The 25,567-nt window shown below is 72.1% G+C and carries 16 protein-coding genes; 12 read left to right on the forward strand and 4 right to left on the reverse strand.

Features of this window, described 5'->3' with window-relative positions; genetic code table 11:
* Positions 1 to 111: 111 nt before the first annotated feature.
* Positions 112 to 2,955, reverse strand: coding sequence for a glycoside hydrolase family 3 C-terminal domain-containing protein (locus tag ACWGIS_RS26280; RefSeq protein ID WP_453364904.1), 2,844 nt, complete (start codon positions 2,953 to 2,955; stop codon positions 112 to 114).
* Positions 2,956 to 3,319: 364 nt separating this feature from the next.
* Here ACWGIS_RS26280 and ACWGIS_RS26285 point away from each other — a divergent pair, with 364 nt between their 5' ends.
* The 7 genes from ACWGIS_RS26285 to ACWGIS_RS26315 all read left to right on the forward strand — a co-directional run bounded on the left by ACWGIS_RS26285 (position 3,320) and on the right by ACWGIS_RS26315 (position 14,244).
* Complete coding sequence (locus tag ACWGIS_RS26285; protein ID WP_453364905.1) at positions 3,320 to 5,002, forward strand: extracellular solute-binding protein; 1,683 nt, start codon at positions 3,320 to 3,322, stop codon at positions 5,000 to 5,002.
* A 4-nt stretch (positions 5,003 to 5,006) separates the two neighbouring features.
* A complete protein-coding gene (locus ACWGIS_RS26290; RefSeq protein ID WP_453364906.1) occupies positions 5,007 to 6,065 on the forward strand; it encodes an ABC transporter permease in 1,059 nt (352 codons plus the stop codon).
* Positions 6,062 to 6,997, forward strand: coding sequence for a carbohydrate ABC transporter permease (locus tag ACWGIS_RS26295; RefSeq protein ID WP_453364907.1), 936 nt, complete (start codon positions 6,062 to 6,064; stop codon positions 6,995 to 6,997). Before ACWGIS_RS26290 ends, ACWGIS_RS26295 begins: the two co-directional genes overlap by 4 nt.
* Positions 6,998 to 7,098: 101 nt before the next feature.
* Positions 7,099 to 9,318 (forward strand): WD40/YVTN/BNR-like repeat-containing protein, encoded by a 2,220-nt coding sequence (locus tag ACWGIS_RS26300; protein ID WP_453364908.1) that lies wholly within the window; start codon positions 7,099 to 7,101, stop codon positions 9,316 to 9,318.
* Positions 9,318 to 11,297 carry a beta-galactosidase gene (locus ACWGIS_RS26305; RefSeq protein ID WP_453364909.1) on the forward strand — a complete coding sequence of 660 codons (1,980 nt, stop codon included), beginning with the start codon at positions 9,318 to 9,320 and terminating at the stop codon, positions 11,295 to 11,297. Before ACWGIS_RS26300 ends, ACWGIS_RS26305 begins: the two co-directional genes overlap by 1 nt.
* Entirely contained in the window at positions 11,290 to 13,488 is a 2,199-nt protein-coding gene (locus ACWGIS_RS26310) for a glycosyl hydrolase family 95 catalytic domain-containing protein (protein ID WP_453364910.1), read from the forward strand. Before ACWGIS_RS26305 ends, ACWGIS_RS26310 begins: the two co-directional genes overlap by 8 nt.
* Positions 13,489 to 13,530: 42 nt before the next feature.
* Positions 13,531 to 14,244, forward strand: a complete 714-nt coding sequence (locus ACWGIS_RS26315; RefSeq protein ID WP_453364911.1) for a glycoside hydrolase family 12 protein — start codon at positions 13,531 to 13,533, stop codon at positions 14,242 to 14,244.
* Positions 14,245 to 14,303: 59 nt separating this feature from the next.
* Here ACWGIS_RS26315 and ACWGIS_RS26320 read toward each other — a convergent pair whose 3' ends face one another.
* Together ACWGIS_RS26320 and ACWGIS_RS26325 are read right to left on the reverse strand one after the other, a co-directional pair.
* Positions 14,304 to 16,355 (reverse strand): glycoside hydrolase family 31 protein, encoded by a 2,052-nt coding sequence (locus tag ACWGIS_RS26320; RefSeq protein ID WP_453364912.1) that lies wholly within the window; start codon positions 16,353 to 16,355, stop codon positions 14,304 to 14,306.
* 126 nt (positions 16,356 to 16,481) lie between these two features.
* A complete protein-coding gene (locus tag ACWGIS_RS26325; protein WP_453364913.1) occupies positions 16,482 to 17,489 on the reverse strand; it encodes a LacI family DNA-binding transcriptional regulator in 1,008 nt (335 codons plus the stop codon).
* Between the two features lie 459 nt (positions 17,490 to 17,948).
* On the opposite strand from ACWGIS_RS26325, the gene ACWGIS_RS26330 reads away from it, so the two are divergent.
* A complete protein-coding gene (locus tag ACWGIS_RS26330; RefSeq protein ID WP_453364914.1) occupies positions 17,949 to 19,889 on the forward strand; it encodes an acyl-CoA dehydrogenase family protein in 1,941 nt (646 codons plus the stop codon).
* 116 nt (positions 19,890 to 20,005) lie between these two features.
* On the opposite strand, the gene ACWGIS_RS26335 is transcribed toward ACWGIS_RS26330, so the two are convergent.
* Positions 20,006 to 20,458: a lamin tail domain-containing protein gene (locus ACWGIS_RS26335; RefSeq protein ID WP_453364915.1), complete on the reverse strand. Its 453-nt coding sequence runs from the start codon at positions 20,456 to 20,458 to the stop codon at positions 20,006 to 20,008.
* A 186-nt stretch (positions 20,459 to 20,644) separates the two neighbouring features.
* Here ACWGIS_RS26335 and dxr point away from each other — a divergent pair, with 186 nt between their 5' ends.
* The 4 genes from dxr to ACWGIS_RS26355 all read left to right on the forward strand — a co-directional run bounded on the left by dxr (position 20,645) and on the right by ACWGIS_RS26355 (position 25,545).
* Entirely contained in the window at positions 20,645 to 21,907 is a 1,263-nt protein-coding gene (dxr, locus tag ACWGIS_RS26340; protein ID WP_453364916.1) for a 1-deoxy-D-xylulose-5-phosphate reductoisomerase, read from the forward strand.
* Entirely contained in the window at positions 21,904 to 23,208 is a 1,305-nt protein-coding gene (locus ACWGIS_RS26345) for a M50 family metallopeptidase (protein WP_453364917.1), read from the forward strand. The genes dxr and ACWGIS_RS26345 overlap by 4 nt, the downstream gene beginning before the upstream one ends.
* A gap of 160 nt (positions 23,209 to 23,368) precedes the next feature.
* A complete protein-coding gene (gene ispG / locus ACWGIS_RS26350) occupies positions 23,369 to 24,526 on the forward strand; it encodes a flavodoxin-dependent (E)-4-hydroxy-3-methylbut-2-enyl-diphosphate synthase (protein WP_453364918.1) in 1,158 nt (385 codons plus the stop codon).
* A 170-nt stretch (positions 24,527 to 24,696) separates the two neighbouring features.
* Positions 24,697 to 25,545 carry a GNAT family N-acetyltransferase gene (locus tag ACWGIS_RS26355; RefSeq protein ID WP_453364919.1) on the forward strand — a complete coding sequence of 283 codons (849 nt, stop codon included), beginning with the start codon at positions 24,697 to 24,699 and terminating at the stop codon, positions 25,543 to 25,545.
* The last annotated feature ends 22 nt before the right edge of the window (positions 25,546 to 25,567 follow it).

The following is a 25,567-nucleotide window of genomic DNA, read 5'->3' on the forward strand; positions in this document are numbered from 1 at the left end:
GCCCCCGCCCGTCTGATACTGCTACGGCCACTACCGACCACTACACCCCCCCTATCGGCGGCAGCGTCAGATGTGTATAAGAGACAGCCCTGTGTCGGCCCGCCCGGACCCTCAGCCGGAGAAGCCGACGTGCGCGAGCCGCAGCGTGCCGCGCAGCGTGAGGTGGACGTCGTGCACACCGGCGGCCCGGAACGGGGCGTCCAGGGTGGTGCAGTCGTAGGGGCCCTTCGTCGGCGGCAGGGTGAGTGTCGCGAGGGCCGGGCCCCCGTCCAGGGAGATCTCCACGGTCCCCTCGCCGGACACCTCGGCGGTGACCGCGGTGACGCCGGCCCTGAAGTCGCAGGCCCGGTAGACCAGTTCGCCCGGGCCGTCGCCCAGCGGCGTCACCGCGTCCCCCGCCGTCCTGGTGGCGTCGACGATCCGGGTGCCGTGGTGTTCGTCGAAGTCGGCCCCGTCCAGGCCGCGTTCGCGGACCGGGCGGGGGCCCGCGGGCTCGCCGGCGAGGCCGAGCGTCGCGCGGAGCCGGACGTCCTCGCTGGACGCGCCCGCCAGGACCTCGTACGGGCCCGGCTCCAGCCGCCACCGGCCGTGCGCCACGTCCCAGAACTCGAAGACGGACAGCGGCAGTTCGAAGGAGAGCGCGGCCGAGGAGCCGGGGTCCAGGCGGACGCGGCGGTGTCCGGCCAGTTCGCGGCGGGGGCGCGGCACGGACGGGTCGACGGCGCGGACGTAGAGCTGGGCGACCTCGTCGGCCGTCACCGCGCCGGTGTTGGTGACGGTGAAGGAGACGTGCACCGCGTCCGGGCCCGACGTCGCCCGCAGGTCCGCGTACGCGAACGACGCGTACGACAGGCCGTGCCCGAACGGGAACAGCGGGGTGCCCTCGAAGTACAGGCAGGTCTGGCGGCCGCCGATCACGTCGTAGTCGAGGAGGTCCGGCAGGTCGTCGTCGGAGGCGTACCAGGTCTGCGGGAGGCGGCCGGCGGGCGAGACGTCGCCGGTCAGGATGCCCGCCAGCGCGGTGCCCGCCGCCTGGCCGCCGTGCGCGGTCCACAGGACGGCGGGAAGGTCCGCGGGGTCCACCGCGTACGGGTAGGCGGAGACCAGGACCAGGACGGTCGCGGGGTTCGCGGCCCGGGCCGCCCGCAGCAGCCGCTCCTGGTGCGCGGGCAGGCGCAGCGTCGTACGGTCCTCGGTCTCGCGGCCGTTGATGTGCGGGTCGTTCCCGGCGACCACGAGGACCACGTCGGCGTCGGCCGCGGCCCGGGCCACCGCGTCCTCGCCCCGCTCCACGACCTCCACGTCGAGGATCTCCGCGTCCCGCCCGGCAACCTTCACGCCGTCGGCGGCGACACAGACGTGTCCGCCCGTCCCCAGGTGCTTCAGGAGGTGCCCACTCCCATGTGCCGTGGAGGGTTCCAGGCGGAACGTCTCCTGGACGACCCAGCCGCCGGGCTGGTCGGCCGAGGCGCGCACGAAGCCGTCCTCGGCGACGGAGAGGTGGCGTCCGTCGGGCGCGCGCAGGGTCAGCACGCCGTCGCCCCAGTCGGTCAGCGCGAATTCGGTGCCGCGGGCGTCCGCGGTGAGCGGGGGCAGGTCGGTCCGGCCCGCGACGAGCGCCGGGTCCAGCGCGCCCCCGGCGCCGCGCACCCCGTCGGCCGCGTCCGGCGCCTCGGGCACGCTCAGGTACGTCCCGGCCGACGTCCGCAGCCGTATTCGGTCCACGCCCTCGGCGAAGGCGACCCGGTCGGCGCCGAGGCGCTCGTACAGGCCCTCCAGAGGTGTCGAGCGGTGCAGGAGGGTGCCGCTGTACCAGTCGAGCTTGCACTCGTCGGCGAGCAGGCCGACGACGGCGACGCGGGTGCCCTCCGCGAGCGGCAGCAGTCCGTCGTTCTTCAGCAGCACCACGGCCTGCTCGGCCGCCTCCCGGGTGAGCGCCCGGTGGGCCGGGGTGTCGAAGTCGTCCGTGTCCGCGAAGGGATCGGCCTCCGGGTCGAACTCGCCGAGCCGGAAGCGCACCGAGAGCTGCCTGCGGACCGCCGCGTCGACGTCCGCCTCGCTCAGCAGCCCCCGCGCGAGGGCCCCCCGGAGACGGGCGACGGTCTTCGAGCTGTCCGTGCCGTGGTCCGTGAAGCTGTCCACCCCGGCCCGCACCGCGGCCGCGACGGCCTCCTCGTGGGTGTCGAAGTAGTGCTCGGATTCGACCAGGTTCGAGGGTGCTCCCGCGTCCGAGCAGACCAGCAGCTCCTGGTCCGTCCAGGTGCGCAACTGCTCGCGCAGGTACGGCGAGACGTGGTTGGGGCGGCCGTTGACCAGGTTGTACGCGGGCATCACGCCGGCCACCGCGCCCGCCTCCACCGTCGCACGGAAGGCGCGCAGGTCGTACTCGTGCAGCACGCGCGGGCGCACGGACGAGGACGAGGTGTCCCGGTCGGTCTCGTTGTTGTGGGACAGCCAGTGCTTGAGCACGGGGGCCGTGCGCCAGTACACGGGATGGTCGCCGCGCAGGCCCCGGGTGTACGCGGTGGCGATGGCCGAGGTGAGCACCGGGTCCTCGGAGTAGCCCTCCTCGTTGCGTCCCCACAGCGGGTGGCGCAGCAGATTGACCGTGGGCGCCCAGACGTTGAGGCCGACGCGGTCGTCGCGGGCGCGCATGGCGCGGGCCTCCCGGGAGACGGCTTCGCCCACCCGGCGGACGAGGTCCTCGTTCCAGGTCGCGCCGAGCCCCACGGCCTGCGGGAACACGGTCGCCGGGCCCATCCACGCCACTCCGTGCAGGGCCTCCTGTCCGGTGCGGAAGGCGGCGATGCCGAGGCGCTCCACCGGGGGCGCGAACTGGTGCAGGAACGCGAGGCGTTCGTCGAGCGTGAGCCGTGCCAGCAGATCGTCGATGCGCTTCGCGAACGGCAGCCGCGCATCGCGGAAAGGCGGCGCGGAGGGCGGGGGTGCGGTCACGTGAGGGTCCCTTTGCGATGGAGCGACGGGGCGCTTTCGAAGCGCTTCGATGCTCGGGCGGCCGAGGCGGGGTGTCAAGACACCTCGGGGCAACAACTCCGTTCCCTCATTGGATTTTCAAGCACCGTGGACCGTCCGACCCGGCCCGTGGCGGCGCCCAGGAATGTTGGGATCGGCTCTTGTGCGCCCCTGGGTGTTCACTTAACCTCGCAGCAACATCGAAGCGCTTCGACAGGCGGCGAGAGCCCGTCCTGGGGTGCGTAGTCCGCCGGGGACCGCTTCAGCTCAGCCAGTTCCACTCGAGACACCGCAGCCGACGGCTCCCCGCCGGGTGTCCTGCTGTGCGCCACGAAGGGTTGACGCAATGACGCCGAACTCCGCCACCTCCGGCCCCAGCCGGAGAAGCTTCCTCGCCTCCACGGCGGTGGCCGCGACCGCCGTGGCCGGCGGGATGCCGCTGCTCGCCGCCTGCGGCGGGTCCGACGGCGGCTCCAAGGAGGGGACGACCTCGGGCAAGGACGCGCAGCGCATCCTCCCCGCCTTCGTGGCGCAGAGCGTGGTGACGCCGGACATCCCCGCGAAGAACGGCTCCGCGGCCGGCTTCACCGGCGAGCTCTCCCTCGCCGGGCTGAAGACCTCGGTACCGCGCAAGCTCGGCAAGGGCGGCACCGTCCGCGTCATGTCGCCCTTCTGGGGGACGCCCCCGAAGGGCAGCAACGCCTACTACGCGGCGATGAACGCCAGAATCGGCGCCGACATCGTCTGGCAGAACCAGGACGGCAACACGTACGACGAGAAGCTCGGCGCGGTCCTCGCCTCCAGCGACCTGCCGGACGTCGTGGTGATCCCCAGCTGGAACATGGGGGGCAAGATCCCGAGCGCCATCATCAGCAAGTTCGCCGACCTCGGCCCCTACCTCTCCGGCGACCGGGTGAAGGAGTACCCGAACCTCGCCGCCATCCCGAGCGACGCGTGGAAGTACTCCATCTTCGGCGGCAAGCTGCGCGGCCTGCCGCAGCCCGCGCCGACCGTCACCGGCATCGTGCCCTTCTACCGCAAGGACGTCTTCGACAAGGAGGGCTACGAACTGCCCTCCTCCGCAGCGGAGTTCCTCGCCCTCGCCAAGGACATCACCAACGCCAGGGCGAAGGTGTGGGCCTGCGACGACATGAAGTGGACCGCCTTCAACGTCTTCGGTGTGCTGTCCGGGAGCGAGAAGCCCCTCGGCTGGAACCTCGTCGACGGCAAGCTGGTCTACCGGGTGGAGACCGAGGAGTACCTCGACGCGCTGGAGTGGACGCGCAAGCTGTACGCGGCCGGTGTCGTCCACCCCGAGGCCAGGGCGGCCAACCAGGGCAACGCGGGCCAGCGCTTCACCGCCGGCGAGGTCCTGATGTACAACCAGAACATCTCGGACTGGTGGGGCAAGACGGCCGAGCAGGCGGGCCACCAGAAGGACTTCCGCATCGCGGGCATGGACATCTTCGGCCACGACGGGGGCGACCCCCGGCTCTGGGCCGGTTCGCCCGCGGGCATCTTCGCCTTCGTCAACAAGAAGGCGTCCAAGGCCGTGGTCCACGACGTGCTGGCCGCCGCGAACGTCTCCGCCGCCCCGTACGGCACCCAGGAGTACATGCTCACCAACTACGGGGTGGAGGGCACGCACTACACCGTGCAGGACGGCACGCCCGTGAAGAACGACAAGGGCAACCAGGAGGTCCTGAACGCGTACGTGATGCTGGCGAGTCCCGCCCCGACCATCGCGCACCCCGACTTCCCCGACATCGCGGCGGACCAGGTGCGGTGGCAGCAGCGGATGGGCGCCTTCACCAAGAAGTCCCCCTTCTACGGCCTCCAGATCACCGAGCCGGCCCGCTACACCAACCTCTCCAACGACTTCGAGCAGCTGGAGGACGACATCGTCCGCGGCCGCAGGAAGACCGGCGACATGCAGCAGGCCGTGTCGGACTGGAAGAGCCAGGGCGGCGACAAGCTGCGGGACTGGTACCGCAAGCTGCTGGACGACACCGGCTCCGCCCAGGGGTGACGAGGTGGCACACAGCACCGCACCGGGCCCCGCCCGCACGGCCGCGTCCTCGGCGGCGGACACCGCCGAGCCGTCCGCCGGCCGCGCGAGGGCCACCGCGGGCGGCCGGGCCCCCCGGGCCGCCCGCGCCGCGGAGAACGGCTCCTTCCGCACCCGCTTCCGGCGGGACCGCACCCTGGTCCTGATGACGCTGCCGGCCGTCCTGCTGGTCCTGGTCTTCAACTACATACCGATCCTCGGCAACGTCGTCGCCTTCCAGGAGTACGACCCCTACGTCGGCGACAACGGCTTCGTCGCCGTCTTCCACAGCCCCTGGGTGGGCTTCGAGCAGTTCACCCGGATCTTCGAGGACTCGGCGTTCTGGGACGCCGTGCGGAACACCCTCGTCCTGTTCGCGCTGCAGCTCGTGCTCTTCTTCCCCGTCCCCATCGCGCTCGCGCTGCTGATCAACAGCGTGATCAGGCCCCGGGTGCGGGCGGTGTCCCAGGCGATCCTCTACCTGCCGCACTTCTTCTCCTGGGTGCTGGTCGTCACCGTCTTCCAGCAGATCTTCGGCGGCGCCGGCATCATCGCGCAGACCCTGCGGCAGCACGGGTACGAGGGCTTCGACCTGATGACGGACCCGGGGATCTTCAAGTTCCTGGTGACGGCGGAGGGCGTCTGGAAGGACGCCGGCTGGGGCGTCATCGTCTTCCTCGCCGCGCTGGCCTCGGTGAGCCCCGACCTGTACGAGGCCTCGGCGATGGACGGCGCCGGGCGCCTGCGCCGCCTGTGGCACGTCACGCTGCCCGCCCTGCGCCCGGTGATCGCCCTGCTGCTGGTGCTGCGGGTCGGCGACGCGCTCACCGTCGGCTTCGAACAGATCCTGCTGCAACGGGACGCGGTGGGCCCCGGCGCCTCCGAGGTCCTCGACACCTACGTGTGGTGGAACGGCGTCCGCAACCAGGACTTCAGCTACGCGGCCGCGGCCGGTCTGATCAAGGGCGTGGTCAGCCTCGGGCTGGTCCTCGCCGCGAACAAGGTGGCCCATCTCATGGGCGAGCAGGGGGTGTACAAGAAGTGAGCGCCGTGACCGGGCCCCGGCCGAAGACCCCGGGACGCTGGGCCGCACCGCCGAGGCCCGCCTGGGAGGAGACGCCCGGCCGGGCCGGACTCGCGGGCAAGGGCATCGTGCTGGCCGGTGCCTGCCTGGCCGTCCTGTTCCCGCTGTGGATCGTCGCCGTCACCAGCCTGTCCTCGAAGGAGACCATCACCGACGCGGGCGGCCTGGTGGTGGTCCCCAGGGGCGTCACCTTCATCGCGTACCAGGAACTGCTGAGCGGCGGCCAGGTCACCCGCGCCACCCTCGTCAGCCTGGGCGTCACCCTCGTCGGCACGCTGTTCTCCATGACGGTGTCCGTCCTCGCCGCGTACGGGCTGTCCCGGACCGGGTCGGTCGGGCACCGCTGGTTCCTCATGACCCTGCTCGCCACGATGTTCTTCGGCGCGGGCCTCATCCCCACGTACCTGCTGGTGCAGTCGCTGGGGCTGACGGACACCTACCTCGCGCTGATCCTGCCGAGCGCCGTCAGCGTCTTCAACGTCCTCGTGCTGCGCGGCTTCTTCATGGGCATCTCCCAGGAACTCGTCGACAGCGCGCGGATCGACGGCGCGGGGGACTGGCGGATCCTCTGGCAGATCGTGGTGCCGCTGTCCCGCGCGGTCATCGCGGTGATCACGCTCTTCTACGCCGTCGGCTACTGGAGCGCCTGGTTCAACGCCTCCATCTACCTGAGCGACCAGGACATGATGCCGCTGCAGAACGTCATGATCCAGCTCGTCCAGAAGCAGGAGCCGCCGGTCGGGATGGGGCAGGCCATCAAGACGGGCGAACTGTCCGCGCTGGCCGTCCAGATGGCGGTCATGGTGCTGGCGCTGCTCCCGGTCGCGGTGCTCTCGCCCTTCGTCCAGCGGCACTTCAAGAAGGGCATGCTCACCGGCGCCGTGAAGGGCTGACGCGCGCCGGCCAGCCCCGTCCGGCCCCGGCACCGGCCGGCCGCTCGGCATCCCCGTCCCCGACGGGCCCCCTCCCCACGCTCTCAGGAACGAGGTATGTCATGCCCACGTCGCGACCGAGCCGGCGGACCGTGCTCGCCGGGACCGCCGCCACCGCCGCCCTCACCGCCGTCCCCGCCCTCGCCGCCCCGGCCCGAGCCGCCGGGGAACCCGGGGCGGCCCCCTACCGCTGGCGCAACGTCGTCATCGGCGGCACCGGTTTCGTCACCGGACTCCTCTTCCACCCCTCCGTGCGCGGTCTCGCCTACGCCCGTACCGACATCGGCGGCGCCTACCGCCGCGACGAGCGCACCGCCCGCTGGATCCCGCTCACCGATCACCTCGGCTGGGACGACTGGAACCTCCTCGGCGTCGAGGCCGTCGCCGTCGACGCCGCCCACCCGGACCGGCTGTACCTGGCGCTCGGCACCTACGCCCAGTCGTGGGCCGGACCCGGTGCCGTCCTGCGCTCCGAGGACCGCGGCGCCACCTGGACCCGCACCGACCTGGACGTCCGGCTCGGCGCCAACGAGGACGGCCGCGGCACGGGCGAACGGCTCCTCGTCGACCCGCGGGACAGCGACACCCTCTGGCTCGGCACCCGCCACGACGGTCTGCTCAAGTCGACTGACCGGGGCGCCAGTTGGTCCCGCGTGCCGGCGTTTCCCGCCCGGCCGAGCGCCACCGGCCAGGGCGTCACCCTGCTCGTCGCGGCCGGCCGCACCCTCTACGCGGGCTGGGGCGACGGCGACGGCACCGCGGGCACGGCGAACCTCTACCGCACGGCCGACGGCGCCACCTGGGAGGCCGTCCCGGGGCAGCCCTCCGGCACTTCGGCCAGGATCCCGGTCCGGGCGGCGTTCGACGCGCACACCCGTGAGCTGTACGTCACCTACGCCGACGCGCCCGGACCCAACGGCCAGACCGACGGCAGCGTGCACAAGCTGCGGACCGCAGGCGGGACCTGGACCGATGTCACACCCGTACGGCCGTCCGGCGGCGGGGGAGGAGACCCGGCCGACACCTTCGGCTACGGCGGGGTGGCCGTCGACGCGCGCCGCCCCGGCACCGCCGTCGTCTCCACCAACAACCGCTGGGCGGCCGTCGACACCCTCCTGCGCACCACCGACGGCGGCCGCACCTGGACCTCCCTCAAGGACACCGCCGTCCTCGACGTGAGCGAGACGCCCTACCTCGCCTGGGGCGGTGAGCAGCCCAAGTTCGGCTGGTGGATCCAGACGGTCGCCGTCGACCCCTACGACTCGCGGCACCTCGCCTACGGGACCGGCGCGACCGTCTACGCCACCCGCGACCTCACCCACTGGTCCCTCTGGATCCGCGGCCTGGAGGAGACGGCTGTACGCCACCTGATCTCGCCCCCGGCGGGGGCGGCGCACCTGATCAGCGGCCTCGGGGACATCGGCGTGATGTACCACGAGCGGCTGACCGCCTCCCCGTCGCCCGGGATGGCCGCGAACCCCGTCTTCGGCTCGGCGACCGGGCTCGCGCAGGCCGCGGCCCGGCCGTCGTACGTCGTCCGCACCGGCTGGGGCGACCATGGCAACGGCGCGTACTCCCACGACGGCGGGCGCACCTGGAAGCCCTTCGCCGCCCAGCCCGCCGTCGCGAAGGACGCGCCCGGCCCGATCGCGGTGAACGCCGACGGCTCGGTCCTGCTGTGGTCCTTCGTGCACTGGGACGGCACGAGGTACGCGGCCCACCGCTCCGCGGACGGCGGCGCGACCTGGACCGAGGTCGCCTCCTTCCCCAAGGGCGCGACACCGGTCGCCGACCCGGTCGACCCGGCGCTGTTCCACGCGTACGACACCGGCACCGGAACGCTGTACGCCAGCACCGACGGCGGCGCGTCCTTCGCGGCCCGGGCGAGCGGACTGCCCTTTGGCGACAGCCAGTTCAGGGTGGCCGCGGCCCCGGGACGGACCGGCGACCTGTGGCTCTCCGCCAAGGGCGAGGGCCTGTACCGGTCCACCGACGGGGGCGCGCGCTTCACCAGGGTCCCCGGCTGCCGGTCCTCGTACACCCTCGGCTTCGGCCGCGCGGCCCGGGGCGCCGGCTATCCCGCGCTCTACCAGGTCGGCTCGACGGACACGGTCACCGCCGTCCTGCGGTCCGACGACGAGGCGCGGACCTGGGTGCGCGTCAACGACGACGCCCACCAGTGGGGCTGGACCGGCGAGGTCGTCACCGGCGACCCCCGCATCCACGGCCGCGTCTACCTCGGCACCAACGGCCGGGGCATCCAGTACGGGGACCCGGCCTGATGCCCGCCCTCGGTGACGCCACCCGGGGCCGCCTCCTGTTCGGCGGCGACTACAACCCCGAGCAGTGGCCCGAGGAGACCTGGCAGGACGACGTACGGCTCATGAAGGACGCGGGCGTCAACTCCGTCACCGTCGGCGTCTTCTCCTGGGCCCGGCTCGAACCCCGTCCGGGAGCACGGGAGTTCGGCTGGCTCGACCGGCTGATGGACCTGCTGCACGGGAACGGCGTCGGTGTCGTCCTCGCCACCCCCACCGCCGCCCCGCCCCCGTGGATGGGCCGGCTGCACCCCGAGACGCTGCCGCGCGACGAGAACGGGCAGACGGTGTGGTGGGGCTCGCGCCAGCACTTCTCGCACTCCAGCCCCGTCTACCGCCATCACGCCGCCGCCATCACCGAGGACCTCGCCGCCCGCTACGGCGGCCACCCCGCCCTCACCATGTGGCACATCAACAACGAGTACTGCACGCACGACTGGGGCGACGAGGCCGCCCGCGCCTTCCGCACCTGGCTGCTCCGCCGCTACGGGACACTCGGCGCGCTCAACACGGCCTGGGGCACCGCCTTCTGGAGCCAGCGCCACGACACCTGGGACGAGATCATCCCGCCCCGCCGCGCCCAGTACATGAACAACCCCGCCCAGGTGCTCGACTTCCGGCGCTTCACCTCCGACGCCCTCATGGAGTGCTACCTCGCCGAACGCGACATCGTCGCCCGGCACACCCCGGACATCCCGGTGACCACCAACTTCATGCCGTTCTGGCAGGGGCAGGACGCCTGGGCGTGGGCGGCCGAGGAGGATGTCGTCTCCGTCGACGTCTACCCCGACCCCCGCGACCCCGACGGCGGCCAGTACTCCGCGCTGATCCACGACATGACCCGCGCGCAGGCCCGCGGCGGCCCCTGGATGGTCATGGAGCAGGCTGCGGGACCGGTCAACTGGCGTGGCGTGAACCACCCCAAGCCGCGGGGCCTGAACCGCCTGTGGTCCCTCCAGGCCGTGGCCCGCGGCGCCGACGCCGTCTGCTACTTCCAGTGGCGGCAGTCCCGCCAGGGCGCCGAGAAGTTCCACTCCGGGATGCTCGGCCACGCCGGCGAACAGGGCCGCGCCTTCCAGGAGGTCAAGCGGATCGGGGCGGAACTGGCCCGGCTGGGCGAGCGGGTGGCCGGCACCCGGGTCGAGGGCGCCGACGTCGCGCTCCTGCTGGACTGGCACGCCTGGTGGGCGGGCCTCCAGGACGGCCGGCCCTCCACCGAGGTCGACCTCCCGGCGGTCGTCCGCGCCTGGCACCGCGCCCTGTGGGAGACGCACACCACGGTCACCTTCGCCCACCCCGAACACGACCTGTCCGCGTACCGGCTCGTCGTCGTCCCGCAGCTGTACCTGCTGACGGACGCCGCGACCGACAACCTCGTGACGTACGTACGGGACGGCGGCACCCTCGTCTCCGGCTTCCTGACCGGCGTCGCGGACGAGGACGACCGGGTGCGCCCCGGCGGCATGGACGCCCGGCTGCGCGACCTCTTCGGCATCCGCACCCTGCACGAGTGGTGGCCGCTCGACGCCGGTGAGCACGTCGGCGTCGAGGGGTTCCGCGGCACCCTGTGGTCCGAGGAGATCGAGGCGGCGGACCCCGACGGCGTCACGCCGTACCGGGGAGGCGAACTGGACGGGCTCCCGGCCGTACTGCGCAAGGGCCGCGCCTGGTACTTCTCCACGCTCCCCGAGCCGGAGGCGCTGCGCGGCCTGCTGGCCGGGATCGCCGCGGACGCCGGGGTCCGGCCGCCGCTCGACGCGCTCCCCGACCGGGTCGAGGCGGTACGCCGCGGCGGGCTGCTGTTCCTGCTCCACCACGGACACGGCACGGTCACCGTGCGCGTCCCCGGACGCCACCGCGACCTGCTCACCGGCGACCGCGTCACGGACACCGTCGAGCTGGGCCGCTACGGCGTGGCCGTGCTGGAGGCGGCCGATGAGTGAGCCCGTGCACGGCACCTGGGAGCCGGCGCCCGCCGCCCGCTGGGAGGACGCCTTCCTGAGCGGCAACGGCCGGCACGGTGTCATGGTGTTCGGCGGTCCGGACGACGAGCGGATCGTCGTCAACCACCACCGCCTGGTCCGGCCGAACGGCGGCGACCACACCCGGCCGCCCGCGCTGGCCGCCGCGCTTCCCGGGCTCCAGGACCGCCTGCTCGCCGGGGACACCGCCGCGGGCGACGACTTCACCGACGGCCGGCCGCTGCGGTGGGTGCGGCCCTTCCACCCCGCCTTCCAGGTACGGCTGCGCGGACCCGGCGCCCCGTGGACCTCCTACCGGCGGGAGATCGACTTCACCACCGGCGTCGTGCGCTCCGAGTGCGACGGCCGGCGCGCCGACGTCTTCGTCTCCCGCGCCGACGACGTCGTCGTGCAGTACGTGCGCGGGCCGGGCCTCACCGCCGACGTGACGCTCGACCACCGGCTGCCGGGCGCCCCGCGGGACCTCGGGGTGGGACACGGCGCCGTCCTGACCCCCGAGGGCGCGCTCCTCACCCTGCGGGCCCGATACCCCGGAAGCGGGTCGGCCTACACGGGAGTGACCCTCGTGGTGGTCACCGGCGGTCGGACGGTGACCGCGCCGCCCGGCGTCCGGGTCACCGGGGCCCGCGCGGTCCTCCTGCTCACGCGGGTACGGCGGCACCCGGGAGAGCTGGACGTGCTCGCCGAGGCCCGCGCCCTGCGCGCCCTGCTCCCGGATGGCGACGAGGACCCCTACCAGCGCCTGCTGGAGCGGCACACCGCCCGGCACCGCGCCGCCTACCTGCGCGTGGGCCTGGACCTGGGCGCCGACCCGGCCGAACGCGCGCTGCCAGGTTCGGAGTTGCTGCGCCGGCCCGAGAGTCCCGCACTCGCCGAACGGCTCTTCGCGGCGGGCCGGTACCACCTGCTGTCCGCCTCGGGCTCCCTGCCGCCGCGGCTCACCGGGCTGTGGACGGGGGAGTGGGACACGGCCTGGTCGGGGGCGTTCACCACCGACGCCAACCTGAACCTCCAGACCGCCTCCGCCGTCGCGGCCGCCCTGCCCGAGGTCACCGAGGCCCACGCGGCCCTGGTGTACGGCCAGTTGGCGGACTGGCGCGACAACGCCCGCGCGATCTTCGGCACCCGCGGTGTCGTCGCCCCCGCCCACACCGACGGGGAGTCCGGGCACCTCTGCCACTTCAGCCGCGATCATCCGCTGCACGTGTGGACGGCCGGCGCCGACTGGCTGCTGAAACCCCTCGTGGACCACGACGAGACCCGCGGCGAACGGGACCCGCGGCTGGCCGCCGCCCTCGCCGAGGTCGCCGCGTTCTACGAGGACTTCCTCACCCGCACCGACGAGGAGGGCCGGCTCGTCGTCGTGCCGTCCTACTCACCGGAGAACCGCCCCGCGAACGCCGGTCCGGTCGCCGTCAACGCCGCCATGGACCTCTCGGCGGCCCGCCACGCCCTGCTCACGGCCGCCGACCACCACCCGGGCGACGCCGAGCGCCTGCGCGCGCTCGCCCGGCGGCTGCCGCCCCACCGGATCAACGCCGACGGCGCGCTGGCGGAGTGGGCGCGGGACGGACTGCGCGACACCTACGACCACCGGCACCTCAGCCACCTCTACGGGGTGTGGCCGCTGGACGAGATCAACCCGTACGACACCCCGGAACTCGCCGCGGCGGCCCACCGCGCCCTCGCCCTGCGCGGCGCCGAGAACGACTCCGCGCACGGACACCTGCACCACGCCCTGGTGGCGGCCCGGCTGGGCGACGGCGAGCGGGTGGCGGGCGCCCTCGGCGCCGTGCTGGCCGGCGACTACTTCCACGACTCCCTGATGAGCGGCCACTACCCGCACCGCCACGTCTACAACGCGGACGCCGCCCACGCCCTCCCGGCCGTGCTCATCGAGATGCTCGTGCACTCCACCCCCGGACGGCTCGTCCTCTTCCCCGCGCTCCCCACGGCGTACCCGAGAGGCCGTCTGCACGGCGTCCGCACCCGCTTCGGCGCCGAGGTCGACCTCGACTGGGCCCCCCGCCGCCGCACGGCCGTCGTCCGCCCCACCCGCACCGCACACGTCGAACTCAGGACTCCCTCCGGGGCGCGGACGCTCCGCCTGCGCGCCGGAGAGGACCGCGTCCTCACCCTGGGGCCGCGGTAGTACCGCACCACCGGACCTCCCCCCACCCATGGAAGGGACACCATGGCATCACGTACCCCGCGCCGGATCGTCAAGGCGCTGCTGGCCCCCGCGCTCGCCCTCGGCGCCACCGTCGGCCTCGCCTCCGCCCCGGCGCAGGCGGCCGTCTGGAGCTCCTGCGACCAGTGGGGCAACACCTCGCTGAACGGCTACACCCTCTACAACAACATCTGGGGCTCCGGCGCCGGTTCGCAGTGCTTCTGGGCCAACTCCGGGACCAACTGGGGCGTCAACGCGAACCACCCCAACACCGGCGGCATCAAGTCGTACCCCAACGCCAAGAAGGTGATCAACAAGACGATCACCTCGCTGGGTTCACTGAGCAGCGGCTACAACGTCTCGGTCCCGTCGTCCGGCGCGTACAACACGTCCTACGACATCTGGGACACCGACTACGACTACGAGATCATGCTCTGGGTCAACCACAACGGCGCCGTCGGCCCGCTCGGCACCTCGCAGGGCAACGTCACCCTCGGCGGCCACACCTGGACCGTCTACAAGGGCAGCAACGGCGCCAACGAGGTCTTCTCGTTCCTGCGCACCTCGGACTCGTCGTCCGGCACGGTGAACATCCTCCCGATCCTCAAATGGATCAAGGACACCAAGCACTGGTTCGGCAACGAGACCATCGGTGACGTCCAGTTCGGCTACGAGATCACGTCCTCGTCCGGCGGCCTGAACTTCACCACCAACAGCCTGACCGTCAGCAGCAGTTGACGCACACACGGAAAAGCGGCCGGTCCCTTCCCGGGGCCGGCCGCACTCGTCCGTGAGGGCTACGGCGCCACCGGAAGCCGGGCCCCGTCCCGCAGGAACAGCGGGATGCGGTCCAGCGGCGCGGGAACCGTCACCCGGGCGCCGCCCGCGTACTCCTCGCCGGTCCACGCGTCCGTCCAGCGCGCGCCCGCCGGGAGATACGCCGTCCGGACCGTGGCCCCCGCCGTCAGCACCGGCGCGACGAGCAGGTCGGCGCCGAACAGGTACGCGTCGTCCACCGACCAGGCGGCCTGGTCGTCCGGGAACTCCAGGAACAGCGGGCGCATCACCGGCAGCCCCTCCTCGTGGGCCTCCCGCATGACGTCGAGCACGTACGGCTTCAGCCGCTCCCGCAGCCGCAGGTACTTCTCCATGATCGCGCCGGCCTCCTCGCCGTACGACCAGACCTCGTTGGGACCGCCGGTCATCTCCGGGCCCAGCGGCATCCCCGGGTCGCGGAAACCGTGCAGCCGCATCAGCGGGGACAGCGCCCCGAACTGGAACCAGCGGACCATCACCTCGCGGTACGCCGGGTCGTCCGGGTCGCCGCCGTGGAAGCCGCCGATGTCGGTGTTCCACCAGGGGATGCCGGACAGCGCCGTGTTCAGTCCCGCCGCCATCTGGCGGCGCAGGGTCGCGAAGTCGGTGCCGATGTCGCCGGACCACAGCGCCGCCCCGTAGCGCTGACTGCCCGCCCAGGCCGACCGGTTGAGGGTGACGATGTCGCTCTCCCCGGCGGCCGTCATGCCCTCGTGGAACGTGCGGGCGTTCTCGCGCGGATACAGGTTGCCGACCTCCAGGCCCGGGCCCGCGTGGTAGCGCAGGTTCTCCTGGAAGCCCGGCTTCAGCTCCGGCTCGCAGGCGTCCAGCCAGAAGGACCTGATGCCGTACGGCTCCACGTAGTGGTCGCGGATCTTCGACCAGACGAAGTCGCGGGCCTCGGGGTTCGTCGCGTCGTAGAAGGCGACCTGGACCGTGGAGGCGACCTCCTTGTCGGGCCAGTCGGCGTGCGCCGTCGGGCCGTACTCGGTGCCGATGAAGTAGCCGCGCTGCTCCATCGTCCCGTGGTTCTCGGACAGCGGCGACACCGACGGCCACACGCTCACCACCAGCTCGACGCCCAGCTCGGCCAGCTCCCGCTGCATCGCGGCCGGGTCGGGCCACTCCGCCGGGTCGAACTTCCACTCGCCCAGGTGCGTCCAGTGGAAGAAGTCGCACACGATGACGTCCAGCGGCAGGCCCCGGCGCCGGTACTCCCGTGCCACCGCGAGCAGTTCGTCCTGGGTGCGGTAGCGCAGCTTGCACTGCCAAAACCCGGCCGCCCACGCGGGCAGCATCGGGGTGCGGCCGGTCACCGCGCTGTAGCGGCGCTGCGCGTCGGCCGGGTTCCCCGCGGTGATCCAGTAGTCGAGCTGGCGGGCGGAGTCGGCCACCCAGCGTGTGCCGTTGCCGGCCAGCTCGACGCGGCCGATCGCCGGGTTGTTCCACAGGAGGGTGTAGCCGCGGCTGGACGTGAGGACCGGGATGGTCACCTCGGCGTTGCGCTGCACCAGGTCGAGGACCGCGCCCTTCTGGTCCAGCAGCCCGTGCTGGTGCTGTCCGAGGCCGTACAGCTTCTCGCCGTCGTACGCGGCGAACCGCTGCTCCAGGCGGTGGTGGCCGTTGCCGGTCGGGGTGTAGAGGCGCGGGCCCGGCCACCAGAAGTGGGCCCGCTCCTCGGCGAGGAGTTCCCCGCCGTCCTCGGTGCGCAGGAAGCGGAGCATGCCCTCGGCGTCGGCCTCGACGGTGAGCGCGCCGACCGTCAGCCGGGCCCGCCCGTCCTCCACCTCGACGGTGCCGGCGGCGGCCGGCGGCTCGTCCAGCAGCGCGCCCGGCAGGTCCGGCAGGACGGGGCCGCCGAGGCGGGCGCGGACGCGGACGGCGTCGGGGCCCCAGGGCTCGATACGGACGGTCTCCTGGCGGCCGCTCCACTCCAGCGCGCCGTCCCGTTCGCGGAACGTGCCGACCGTGGGCGAGGACTGGGCGAGGCTGACCGACCCCTGCTGGGGCGGGTTCTGGGCAGGCTGGTTCACGAGGGGTGCTCCCGGGATGAGGAGTGGCGACAGGACCCGGCGCGGCCGTGGCGCGCCGGGGCGAGGCGGGGGTGCCTTCGGTGGCCCCGGGGCGGAGGTCGCCGAGGTGTCGTGGTGGCGGTGGGTTCAGAGGGCGGCGGGGCCGGTGCTCGCCCGCACGGTCAGCTCCGGCGCGAGCAGGACGACGTCGTCCCTGCCGTGCCCGTCGAGCTTGGCGATCAGCTGCTCGACGGCCCGGCGGCCCATCTCCTGCGCCGGGATGGCGACCGAGGTGAGCCGCACGGACGCCTGGGTGGCGACCTGGTCCGGGCAGACCGCGATCACGGACACGTCCTCGGGCACGGCGCGGCCCTGCCGGCGCAGCAGCGCGAGCAGCGGTTCGACCGCGGACTCGTTCTGCACGACGAAGCCCGTGGTGCCGGGGCGTTCGTCGAAGAGCCGGGCGAGGGTCACGGCCATCGCGTCGTAGCCGCCCTCGCAGGGGCGGTGCAGCACCCGCAGGCCCAGTTCCCGCGAGCGGGAGCGGAGTCCGTCGAGCGTGCGCTCGGCGAAGCCCGTGTGCCGCTCGTAGACGGCGGGCGCCTCGCCGATGACAGCGATGTCATGGTGGCCGAGCTTCGCGAGGTGCTCGGCGCACAGGGCCCCCGTCGCGCCGAAGTCCAGGTCGACGCAGGTCAGTCCGGTGGGGTCGGCGGGCAGGCCGATGAGCACGGCCGGCTGGTCGGTCTCGCGCAGCAGCGGCAGCCGCTCGTCGTCCAGTTCCACGTCCATCAGGATCATGGCGTCGGCGAGCCCGCTGCCGGTGACCCGGCGCATGGCGTCCGGGCCCTCCTCGCCGGTGAGCAGCAGGACGTCGTACCCGTGGGTGCGGGCCGTGGTCGCCACCGCGATGGCGATCTCCATCATCACGGGCACGTACATGTCCGTGCGGAGCGGGATCATCAGCGCGATGATGTTCGACCGGCTGCTCGCCAGGGCCCGGGCGCCCGCGTTCGGGTGGTAGCCGAGTTCCTGGATGCTCCGCTCGACCCGCTGCCGGGTGCCCGCGGAGATGGACCGCTTGCCGCTGAGGACATAGCTCACCGTGCTCGCCGAGACTCCGGCGTGCTGGGCGACCTCGGCGAGGGTGACCATCCGGCTCTCCAAGCATGGTGTGAAGCGCTTCGACAGCGCGGGCTGCGGGCAACGGCGAGTGGGGGTGGCTCGACAGTAGCTCGACGGGGGATGGGTGTCCATAGGTTGTCGAAGCGCTTCGACACGATTCTCGGGCCGCGCTCCCTCCGCGATCCGCCGGGCGCTCCCGGACGTCTCGCACGCCCGCGTGCGGCAGTCTCCCGGAGGCCCCCACCGGCGCGTACGGCGGCCCCGGCCGCCCGCGGCGGGCTCCGGGGTGTGTCCCAGACGGTCCCCCGGAAAGGAGCCCCGACGCAACACCCCGCGTCCCTTCTGCCGGGCCGGGCGGGACTCCGGCAGGCGGTCGCGCATTGGGCCGAACGCTGCGCCAGGACTGGTGGGGCCGGACCGGATCGGGTACATACGATCGGGTAGCACCGGTCGGTAACGAACAGCCCCAAGATCCCTATTCGCGGCGAGGTGAGCCTCTTGTCCGCAACACCCCACCAGCCCACAGTCACCGAACGTGAGGCCCGACAGGTCGCGGAGGCCGCGCGCGAACAGGACTGGCGCAAGCCCAGCTTCGCCAAGGAACTGTTCCTCGGCCGCTTCCGGCTCGACCTCATCCATCCGCACCCCATGCCGTCCGACGAGGCCGCCCAGCGCGGCGAGGAGTTCCTCGCCAAACTGCGCGACTTCTGCGAGACGAAGATCGACTCGGCCCGGATCGAGCGTGAGGCGCAGATCCCCGACGAGGTGATCAACGGGCTCAAGGAGCTCGGCGCCCTCGGCATGAAGATCGACACCAAGTACGGGGGCCTCGGTCTCACCCAGGTCTACTACAACAAGGCGCTCGCCCTGGTCGGCTCCGCGAGCCCCGCCATCGGCGCCCTGCTGTCCGCGCACCAGTCGATCGGCGTACCGCAGCCGCTGAAGATCTTCGGCACCCAGGAGCAGAAGGACGCGTTCCTGCCGCGCTGCGCGCGCACGGACATCACGGCGTTCCTGCTCACCGAGCCCGACGTGGGCTCCGACCCGGCCCGGCTGGCGACGACGGCCGTCCCGGACGGGGACGACTACGTCCTGGACGGAGTGAAGCTCTGGACGACCAACGGGGTCGTCGCGGACCTGCTCGTCGTCATGGCGCGCGTACCGAAGTCCGAGGGGCACAAGGGCGGCATCACCGCCTTCGTCGTGGAGGCCGCGTCCGAGGGCGTCACCGTCGAGCACCGCAACGCCTTCATGGGGCTGCGCGGCCTGGAGAACGGCGTGACCCGCTTCCACGGCGTCCGGGTGCCGGCCGCCAACCGGATCGGCCCCGAGGGCGCGGGCCTGAAGATCGCCCTGACCACGCTGAACACCGGGCGGCTGTCGCTGCCCGCCATGTGCGTGGGCGCAGGCAAGTGGTGCCTGAAGATCGCCCGCGAGTGGTCGGCGGCCCGCGAGCAGTGGGGCAAGCCCGTCGCGTTCCACGAGGCGGTCGGGACGAAGATCTCCTTCATCGCGGCGACGACGTTCGCCCTGGAGGCGGTCCTCGACCTGTCGTCCCAGATGGCCGACGAGGACCGCAACGACATCCGCATCGAGGCCGCCCTCGCCAAGCTGTACGGCTCGGAGATGGCCTGCCTGATGGCCGACGAACTGGTCCAGATCCGCGGCGGGCGCGGCTTCGAGACCGCCGAGTCGCTGGCGGCCCGCGGCGAACGCGCGGTCCCCGCCGAGCAGATCCTGCGCGACCTGCGCATCAACCGCATCTTCGAGGGCTCCACGGAGATCATGCACCTGCTGATCGCCCGCGAGGCGGTCGACGCCCACCTGAAGGTCGCCGGCGACCTGATCGACCCCGACAAGTCCCTGTCCGACAAGGCGCGGGCGGGCGCCAACGCGGGCGTCTTCTACGCCAAATGGCTGCCCAAGCTCGTCGCGGGACCTGGACAACTGCCCAACTCCTACAGCGAGTTCAAGCACGAGGTCGACCTCTCCGGACACCTGCGCTACGTGGAGCGCACGGCCCGCAAGCTCGCCCGCTCCACGTTCTACGCCATGTCCCGCTGGCAGGGCCGCATGGAGACCAAGCAGGGCTTCCTCGGCCGGGTCGTCGACATCGGCGCCGAACTGTTCGCGATGAGCGCGGCCTGTGTGCGCGCCGAACTCCTGCGCACCACCGAGGACCACGGCCGGGAGGCCTACCAGCTCGCCGACGTCTTCTGCCGCCAGTCCCGCATCCGCGTCGAGGAACTCTTCGGGCGGCTCTGGAACAACACCGACGACGTCGACCGGACCGTGGTCAAGGGCGTCCTCTCCGGCACCTACACGTGGCTGGAGCACGGCGTCGTCGACCCCTCGGGCGAGGGCCCCTGGATCGCGGACGCGACCCCTGGACCCAGCCGGCACAAGAACGTCCACCGCCCCATCCGCTGACCCCCCGCCCCGTCCGCTGTCCCGCTCCGCGGCTCACGCCCGTCCCGTCCACCGTCCCGCCCGCCCGCCGGGGAGCGGACCGGCGGACGGGAACGGGCGAGGAATCCGGGGCCGGGTCAGCAGTACTTGTAGCCCGCGCCGCGCGAGGACCACGTGCACGTGTCGACCCGCGTGCCGCTCGCCTTGCTCAGCCGGGCCGTGTCACCGGTGTTGTTCCACACGTACCAGGAACGGCCCCAGTACTTGTCGTACGCGTTGTTCGTGCCGGACCCGGTGTGGACCTTCTTGCTGTGCCCCGCGCCGACCTTCACGTCGCCGAAGGTGTAGGTGTAACCGGTGTCGTCCCTGAGCGTCCAGTTCTTCAGGGAGACCGCGGAGGAGGTGGTGTTCTTGATCCGGACCCACTCGCCGTTCAGCGACGTGTTCGAGCCGCCGTCCGAGCCGGGACTGTCGTAGTACACCTCGTAGATGAAGACACTGCCGGCCGCGTGGGCCGGAGCGGTGGCGAGGAACGTGCCGGTCAGAGCCATGGCGCCGACGAGCGCGGGCAGGACAGCGCGAACGCGCATGAGGACCCCCCAGGGTGGTTTTCCGGCCGGTCGTCCACCGGCCAGGGGAGCAGTGTGCTCATGGGATGGGCGTACTGTCCGGGAAAAGCCCGTTGCGGCCCCATTGGGCTCCCCGGGGTGCTAAAAGAACGAGGAGTAGGGGGACGTGCTGTCCTGCCGGACGCGCGTTGCGGCAACAATGGGGGGATGAGCGACAGTCCAGCCCCCCTCGCTGATCCGCATCTCGTTTTCGACCCCGTGGACGGAGTCAGGGATGTCGTGATCCTCGGCTCCACCGGCTCGATCGGCACCCAGGCCATCGACCTCGTGCTGCGCAATCCCGGCCGGTTCCGGGTCACCGCGCTCTCCGCCGCCGGCGGGAGGGTCGGACTGCTCGCGGAGCAGGCCCACCGCCTGCGCGTGCGCACGGTCGCCGTCGCCCGCGAGGACGTCGTACCGGCGCTGCGCGAGGCGCTGTCGGCGCGGTTCGGGGCGGGGGAGCGCATTCCCGAGATCCTGGCGGGGCCCGACGCGGCCACCCGGGTCGCCGCCTCCGACTGCCACACCGTGCTCAACGGCATCACCGGCTCCATCGGCCTCGCGCCGACCCTGGCCGCCCTGGAGGCCGGGCGCACCCTGGCGCTGGCCAACAAGGAGTCGCTCATCGTCGGCGGCCCGCTGGTCAAGGCGCTGGCCAAGCCGGGGCAGATCATCCCGGTCGACTCCGAGCACGCCGCCCTGTTCCAGGCGCTCGCCGGCGGCACCCGGGCAGACGTGCGCAAACTCGTCGTGACCGCCTCCGGCGGCCCGTTCCGGGGGCGTTCGAAGTCCGAGCTGGCGCACGTCACCCCCGCGGACGCGCTGGCCCACCCCACCTGGGCCATGGGACCCGTCATCACGGTGAACTCCGCGACCCTCGTCAACAAGGGCCTGGAAGTCATCGAGGCGCACCTCCTCTACGACATTCCCTTCGAGCGGATTGAGGTGGTGGTGCACCCGCAGTCGTATGTTCACTCGATGGTCGAGTTCACCGATGGATCCACGCTGGCCCAGGCGACGCCCCCCGACATGCGCGGGCCGATCGCCATCGGGCTCGGCTGGCCCGAGCGCGTCCCGGACGCGGCGCCCGCCTTCGACTGGACCAAGGCGTCGAGCTGGCAGTTCTTCCCGCTCGACACCGAGGCCTTCCCGTCCGTGGGACTCGCCCGGCACGTGGGACAGCTCGCGGGCACGGCCCCGGCGGTGTTCAATGCCGCCAACGAGGAGTGCGTGGACGCGTTCCTGAACGGCACGCTGCCGTTCAACGGGATCATGGAGACCGTCACGCGAGTGGTCGAGGAACACGGCACACCGCGTACGGGAACTTCCCTGACCGTCGCGGACGTCCTCGAAGCGGAGACCTGGGCGCGCGCCCGGGCCCGTGAGCTGACCGAGACGACAGCGCACACGACCGCGGAGGCCCGTGCATGACGACCTTGATGATGATCCTCGGCATAGTCGTCTTCGCGGTCGGCCTGCTCATCTCGATCGCCTGGCACGAGCTGGGACACCTGTCGACGGCCAAGCTCTTCGGCATCCGCGTGCCGCAGTACATGGTCGGTTTCGGCCCGACCGTCTGGTCCCGCAAGAAGGGCGAGACGGAGTACGGCATCAAGGCCATCCCGCTCGGCGGCTACATCCGCATGATCGGGATGTTCCCGCCCGGCTCCGACGGCAAGATCGAGGCCCGCTCCACCTCCCCCTTCCGCGGCATGGTCGAGGACGCCAGGTCGGCCGCGTTCGAGGAGCTGAAGCCGGGCGACGAGACCCGCCTCTTCTACACGCGCAAGCCGTGGAAGCGGGTCATCGTGATGTTCGCGGGCCCCTTCATGAACCTGATCCTGGCCGTGGCGATCTTCCTCGGCGTGATGATGACGTTCGGCATCAACACCCAGACGACCACCGTCGGCCGGGTCTCCGACTGCGTCATCCAGCAGAGCGAGAACCGCACGAAGTGCGAGAAGGGCGACCAGCCCGCGCCCGCCAAGGCCGCCGGACTCAAGCTCGGCGACAAGATCGTCGCGTTCGACGGCAAGCCGGTGAAGGACTGGTCGAGCCTCCAGTCCGACATCCGCGCCAACCCCGGCCAGGACGTCACGCTCACCGTCGACCGCAAGGGCGAGCGCCTCGAATTGACCGCCCACCTGATCAGGAACCAGGTCAGCAAGACCGACGGCAACGGCGGCTACGTCCAGGGGAAGTACGTCTACGCGGGCTTCCTCGGCTTCACCCCCGCCTCCGGGATCGTCGAGCAGTCCTTCGGCGAGTCCGTGGACCGCATGGGCGACATGATGCAGAACGGCGTCGAGTCGCTGATCTCGCTGCCCGGCAAGGTCCCCGCCCTTTGGGACGCGGCCTTCGGCGACGGCCCGCGCGAGGCGGACTCGCCGATGGGCGTGGTCGGCGCGGCCCGGGTCGGCGGTGACGTCTTCACCCTCGACATCCCGGCCTCCCAGCAGATCGCGATGATGCTGTTCCTGGTCGCCGGCTTCAACCTCTCCCTCTTCCTGTTCAACATGCTGCCGCTGCTCCCGCTCGACGGCGGGCACATCGCGGGGGCGCTGTGGGAGTCGCTGCGCAGGACCGCCGCGAAGGTGCTGCGCCGGCCCGACCCGGGCCCGTTCGACGTGGCGAAGCTGATGCCCGTCGCCTACGTGGTGGCCGGGATCTTCGTCTGCTTCACGCTGCTGGTACTGATCGCGGACGTCGTGAACCCGGTCAGACTCTCCTAGAGCGAGCCGATGACGACGGCCGGGCACGGTGTGTGCCCGGCCGTCACCATTGAGTGGGTTTACGCACGGGATGTGCTCCGCCGGGAGCCCGTGCCGTAATCTCGTTGCCTGGAGCCCACTGTCCCGGGACCTTGATCCATCACTTGGGGTTGCACAGCAGATGACTGCGATTTCTCTCGGTATGCCGTCCGTTCCGACCAAGCTCGCCGAGCGCCGGAAGAGCCGGCGGATCCAGGTCGGAACCGTGGCCGTGGGCGGGGACGCACCCGTGTCGGTGCAGTCGATGACGACGACGCGTACGTCGGACATCGGTGCCACGCTGCAGCAGATCGCGGAGCTGACCGCGTCGGGCTGTCAGATCGTGCGGGTGGCGTGTCCCACGCAGGACGACGCGGACGCGCTGGCGACGATCGCCCGCAAGTCGCAGATCCCGGTGATCGCGGACATCCACTTCCAGCCGAAGTACGTGTTCGCGGCGATCGACGCCGGGTGTGCGGCGGTGCGGGTGAACCCGGGCAACATCAAGCAGTTCGACGACCAGGTCAAGGAGATCGCGCGGGCCGCGAAGGACACCGGCACCCCGATCCGGATCGGGGTGAACGCGGGTTCGCTCGACAGGCGGTTGCTGCAGAAGTACGGCAAGGCGACGCCCGAGGCGCTGGTGGAGTCGGCGCTGTGGGAGGCGTCGCTCTTCGAGGAGCACGACTTCCGCGACATCAAGATCTCGGTCAAGCACAACGACCCGGTCGTGATGGTCAACGCCTACCGGCAGCTCGCCGCTGCCTGCGACTACCCGCTGCACCTCGGTGTGACCGAGGCGGGTCCGGCGTTCCAGGGGACCATCAAGTCGGCGGTCGCGTTCGGGGCGCTGCTGTCCGAGGGCATCGGCGACACGATCCGTGTGTCGCTGTCGGCCCCGCCGGCGGAGGAGGTCAAGGTCGGCATCCAGATCCTGGAGTCGCTCAACCTCAGGCAGCGCGGGCTGGAGATCGTCTCGTGTCCGTCGTGCGGGCGTGCGCAGGTCGACGTGTACAAGCTGGCCGAGGAGGTCACGGCGGGCCTGGAGGGGATGGAGGTCCCGCTGCGCGTCGCCGTCATGGGGTGTGTCGTGAACGGTCCCGGCGAGGCCCGCGAGGCCGACCTCGGTGTCGCCTCGGGCAACGGCAAGGGGCAGATCTTCGTCAAGGGCGAGGTCATCAAGACCGTGCCCGAGTCGAAGATCGTCGAGACCCTCATCGAAGAGGCCATGAAGCTCGCCGAGCAGATGGAGGCCGACGGCATCGCCTCCGGCGAGCCCTCCGTGTCGGTCGCGGGCTGAGCACCGGCTCCACCCGCCCCACGCGTCCCGCGCCCCCGGAGGCCCGCGCCCCGGGGGCCCGCTCCGCCCCGCCCCGGACAGGCGCCCGGGCGAGGGGCACCGCACGGCACCGCACACCCGTGCCGGGTACAGTGCGGAGATCAGCAGACCGTATGGTGAGGCCCCCGCACGTGTTGACCCAGACCACCACCAGGGTCCTCGAACCGAGTGACCTGGACGCCGCGCTCGCCGTCCTCGACAGCGAGCCGGTGTCGAACGCCTTCGTGGCCTCCCGGGTCAAGGTCGCCGGCCTCGACCCCTGGCGCCTCGGCGGCGAGATGTGGGGCTGGTACGAGGACGGCATGCTGACCTCGCTGTGCTACGCGGGCGCCAACCTCGTCCCCATCTGCGCCACCCCGCGCGCCGTCCGCGCCTTCGCCGACCGGGCCCGCCGCGCCGGCCGCCGCTGCTCCTCCATCGTCGGCCCCGCCGAACCCACCGCCCAGCTGTGGCGGCTGCTGGAACCCCACTGGGGCCCCGCCCGCGAGGTCCGCGCCAACCAGCCGCTGATGGTCACCGACCGCCTCCCCGACGACATCGCCCCCGATCCGTACGTCCGCCGCATGCGCAAGGACGAGATGGAGACGATCATGCCGGCGTGCGTGGCGATGTTCACCGAGGAGGTCGGCGTCTCCCCGATGGCCGGCGACGGCGGGCTCCTCTACCAGGCCCGGGTCGCCGAACTCGTCGGCGCCGGACGCTCGTTCGCCCGCCTGGACGAGGACGGCAAGGTCGTCTTCAAGGCGGAGGTCGGCGCCGCCACCGAGCACGCCTGCCAGATCCAGGGCGTCTGGGTCGCCCCCGAGTACCGGGGACGGGGACACGCCGCACCCGGCATGGCGGCCGTGCTGCGCTTCGCCCTCGCCGACGTCGCCCCGGTCGTCAGCCTCTACGTCAACGACTTCAACACCGCCGCCCGGGCGACGTACCGGCGCGTGGGATTCCAGGAGGTCGGGGCCTTCATGAGTGTGCTGTTCTGACACCCCGGGGCTGCCTGTAGTC

The sequence above is a fragment of the Streptomyces sp. NPDC054842 genome, from assembly GCF_053611025.1.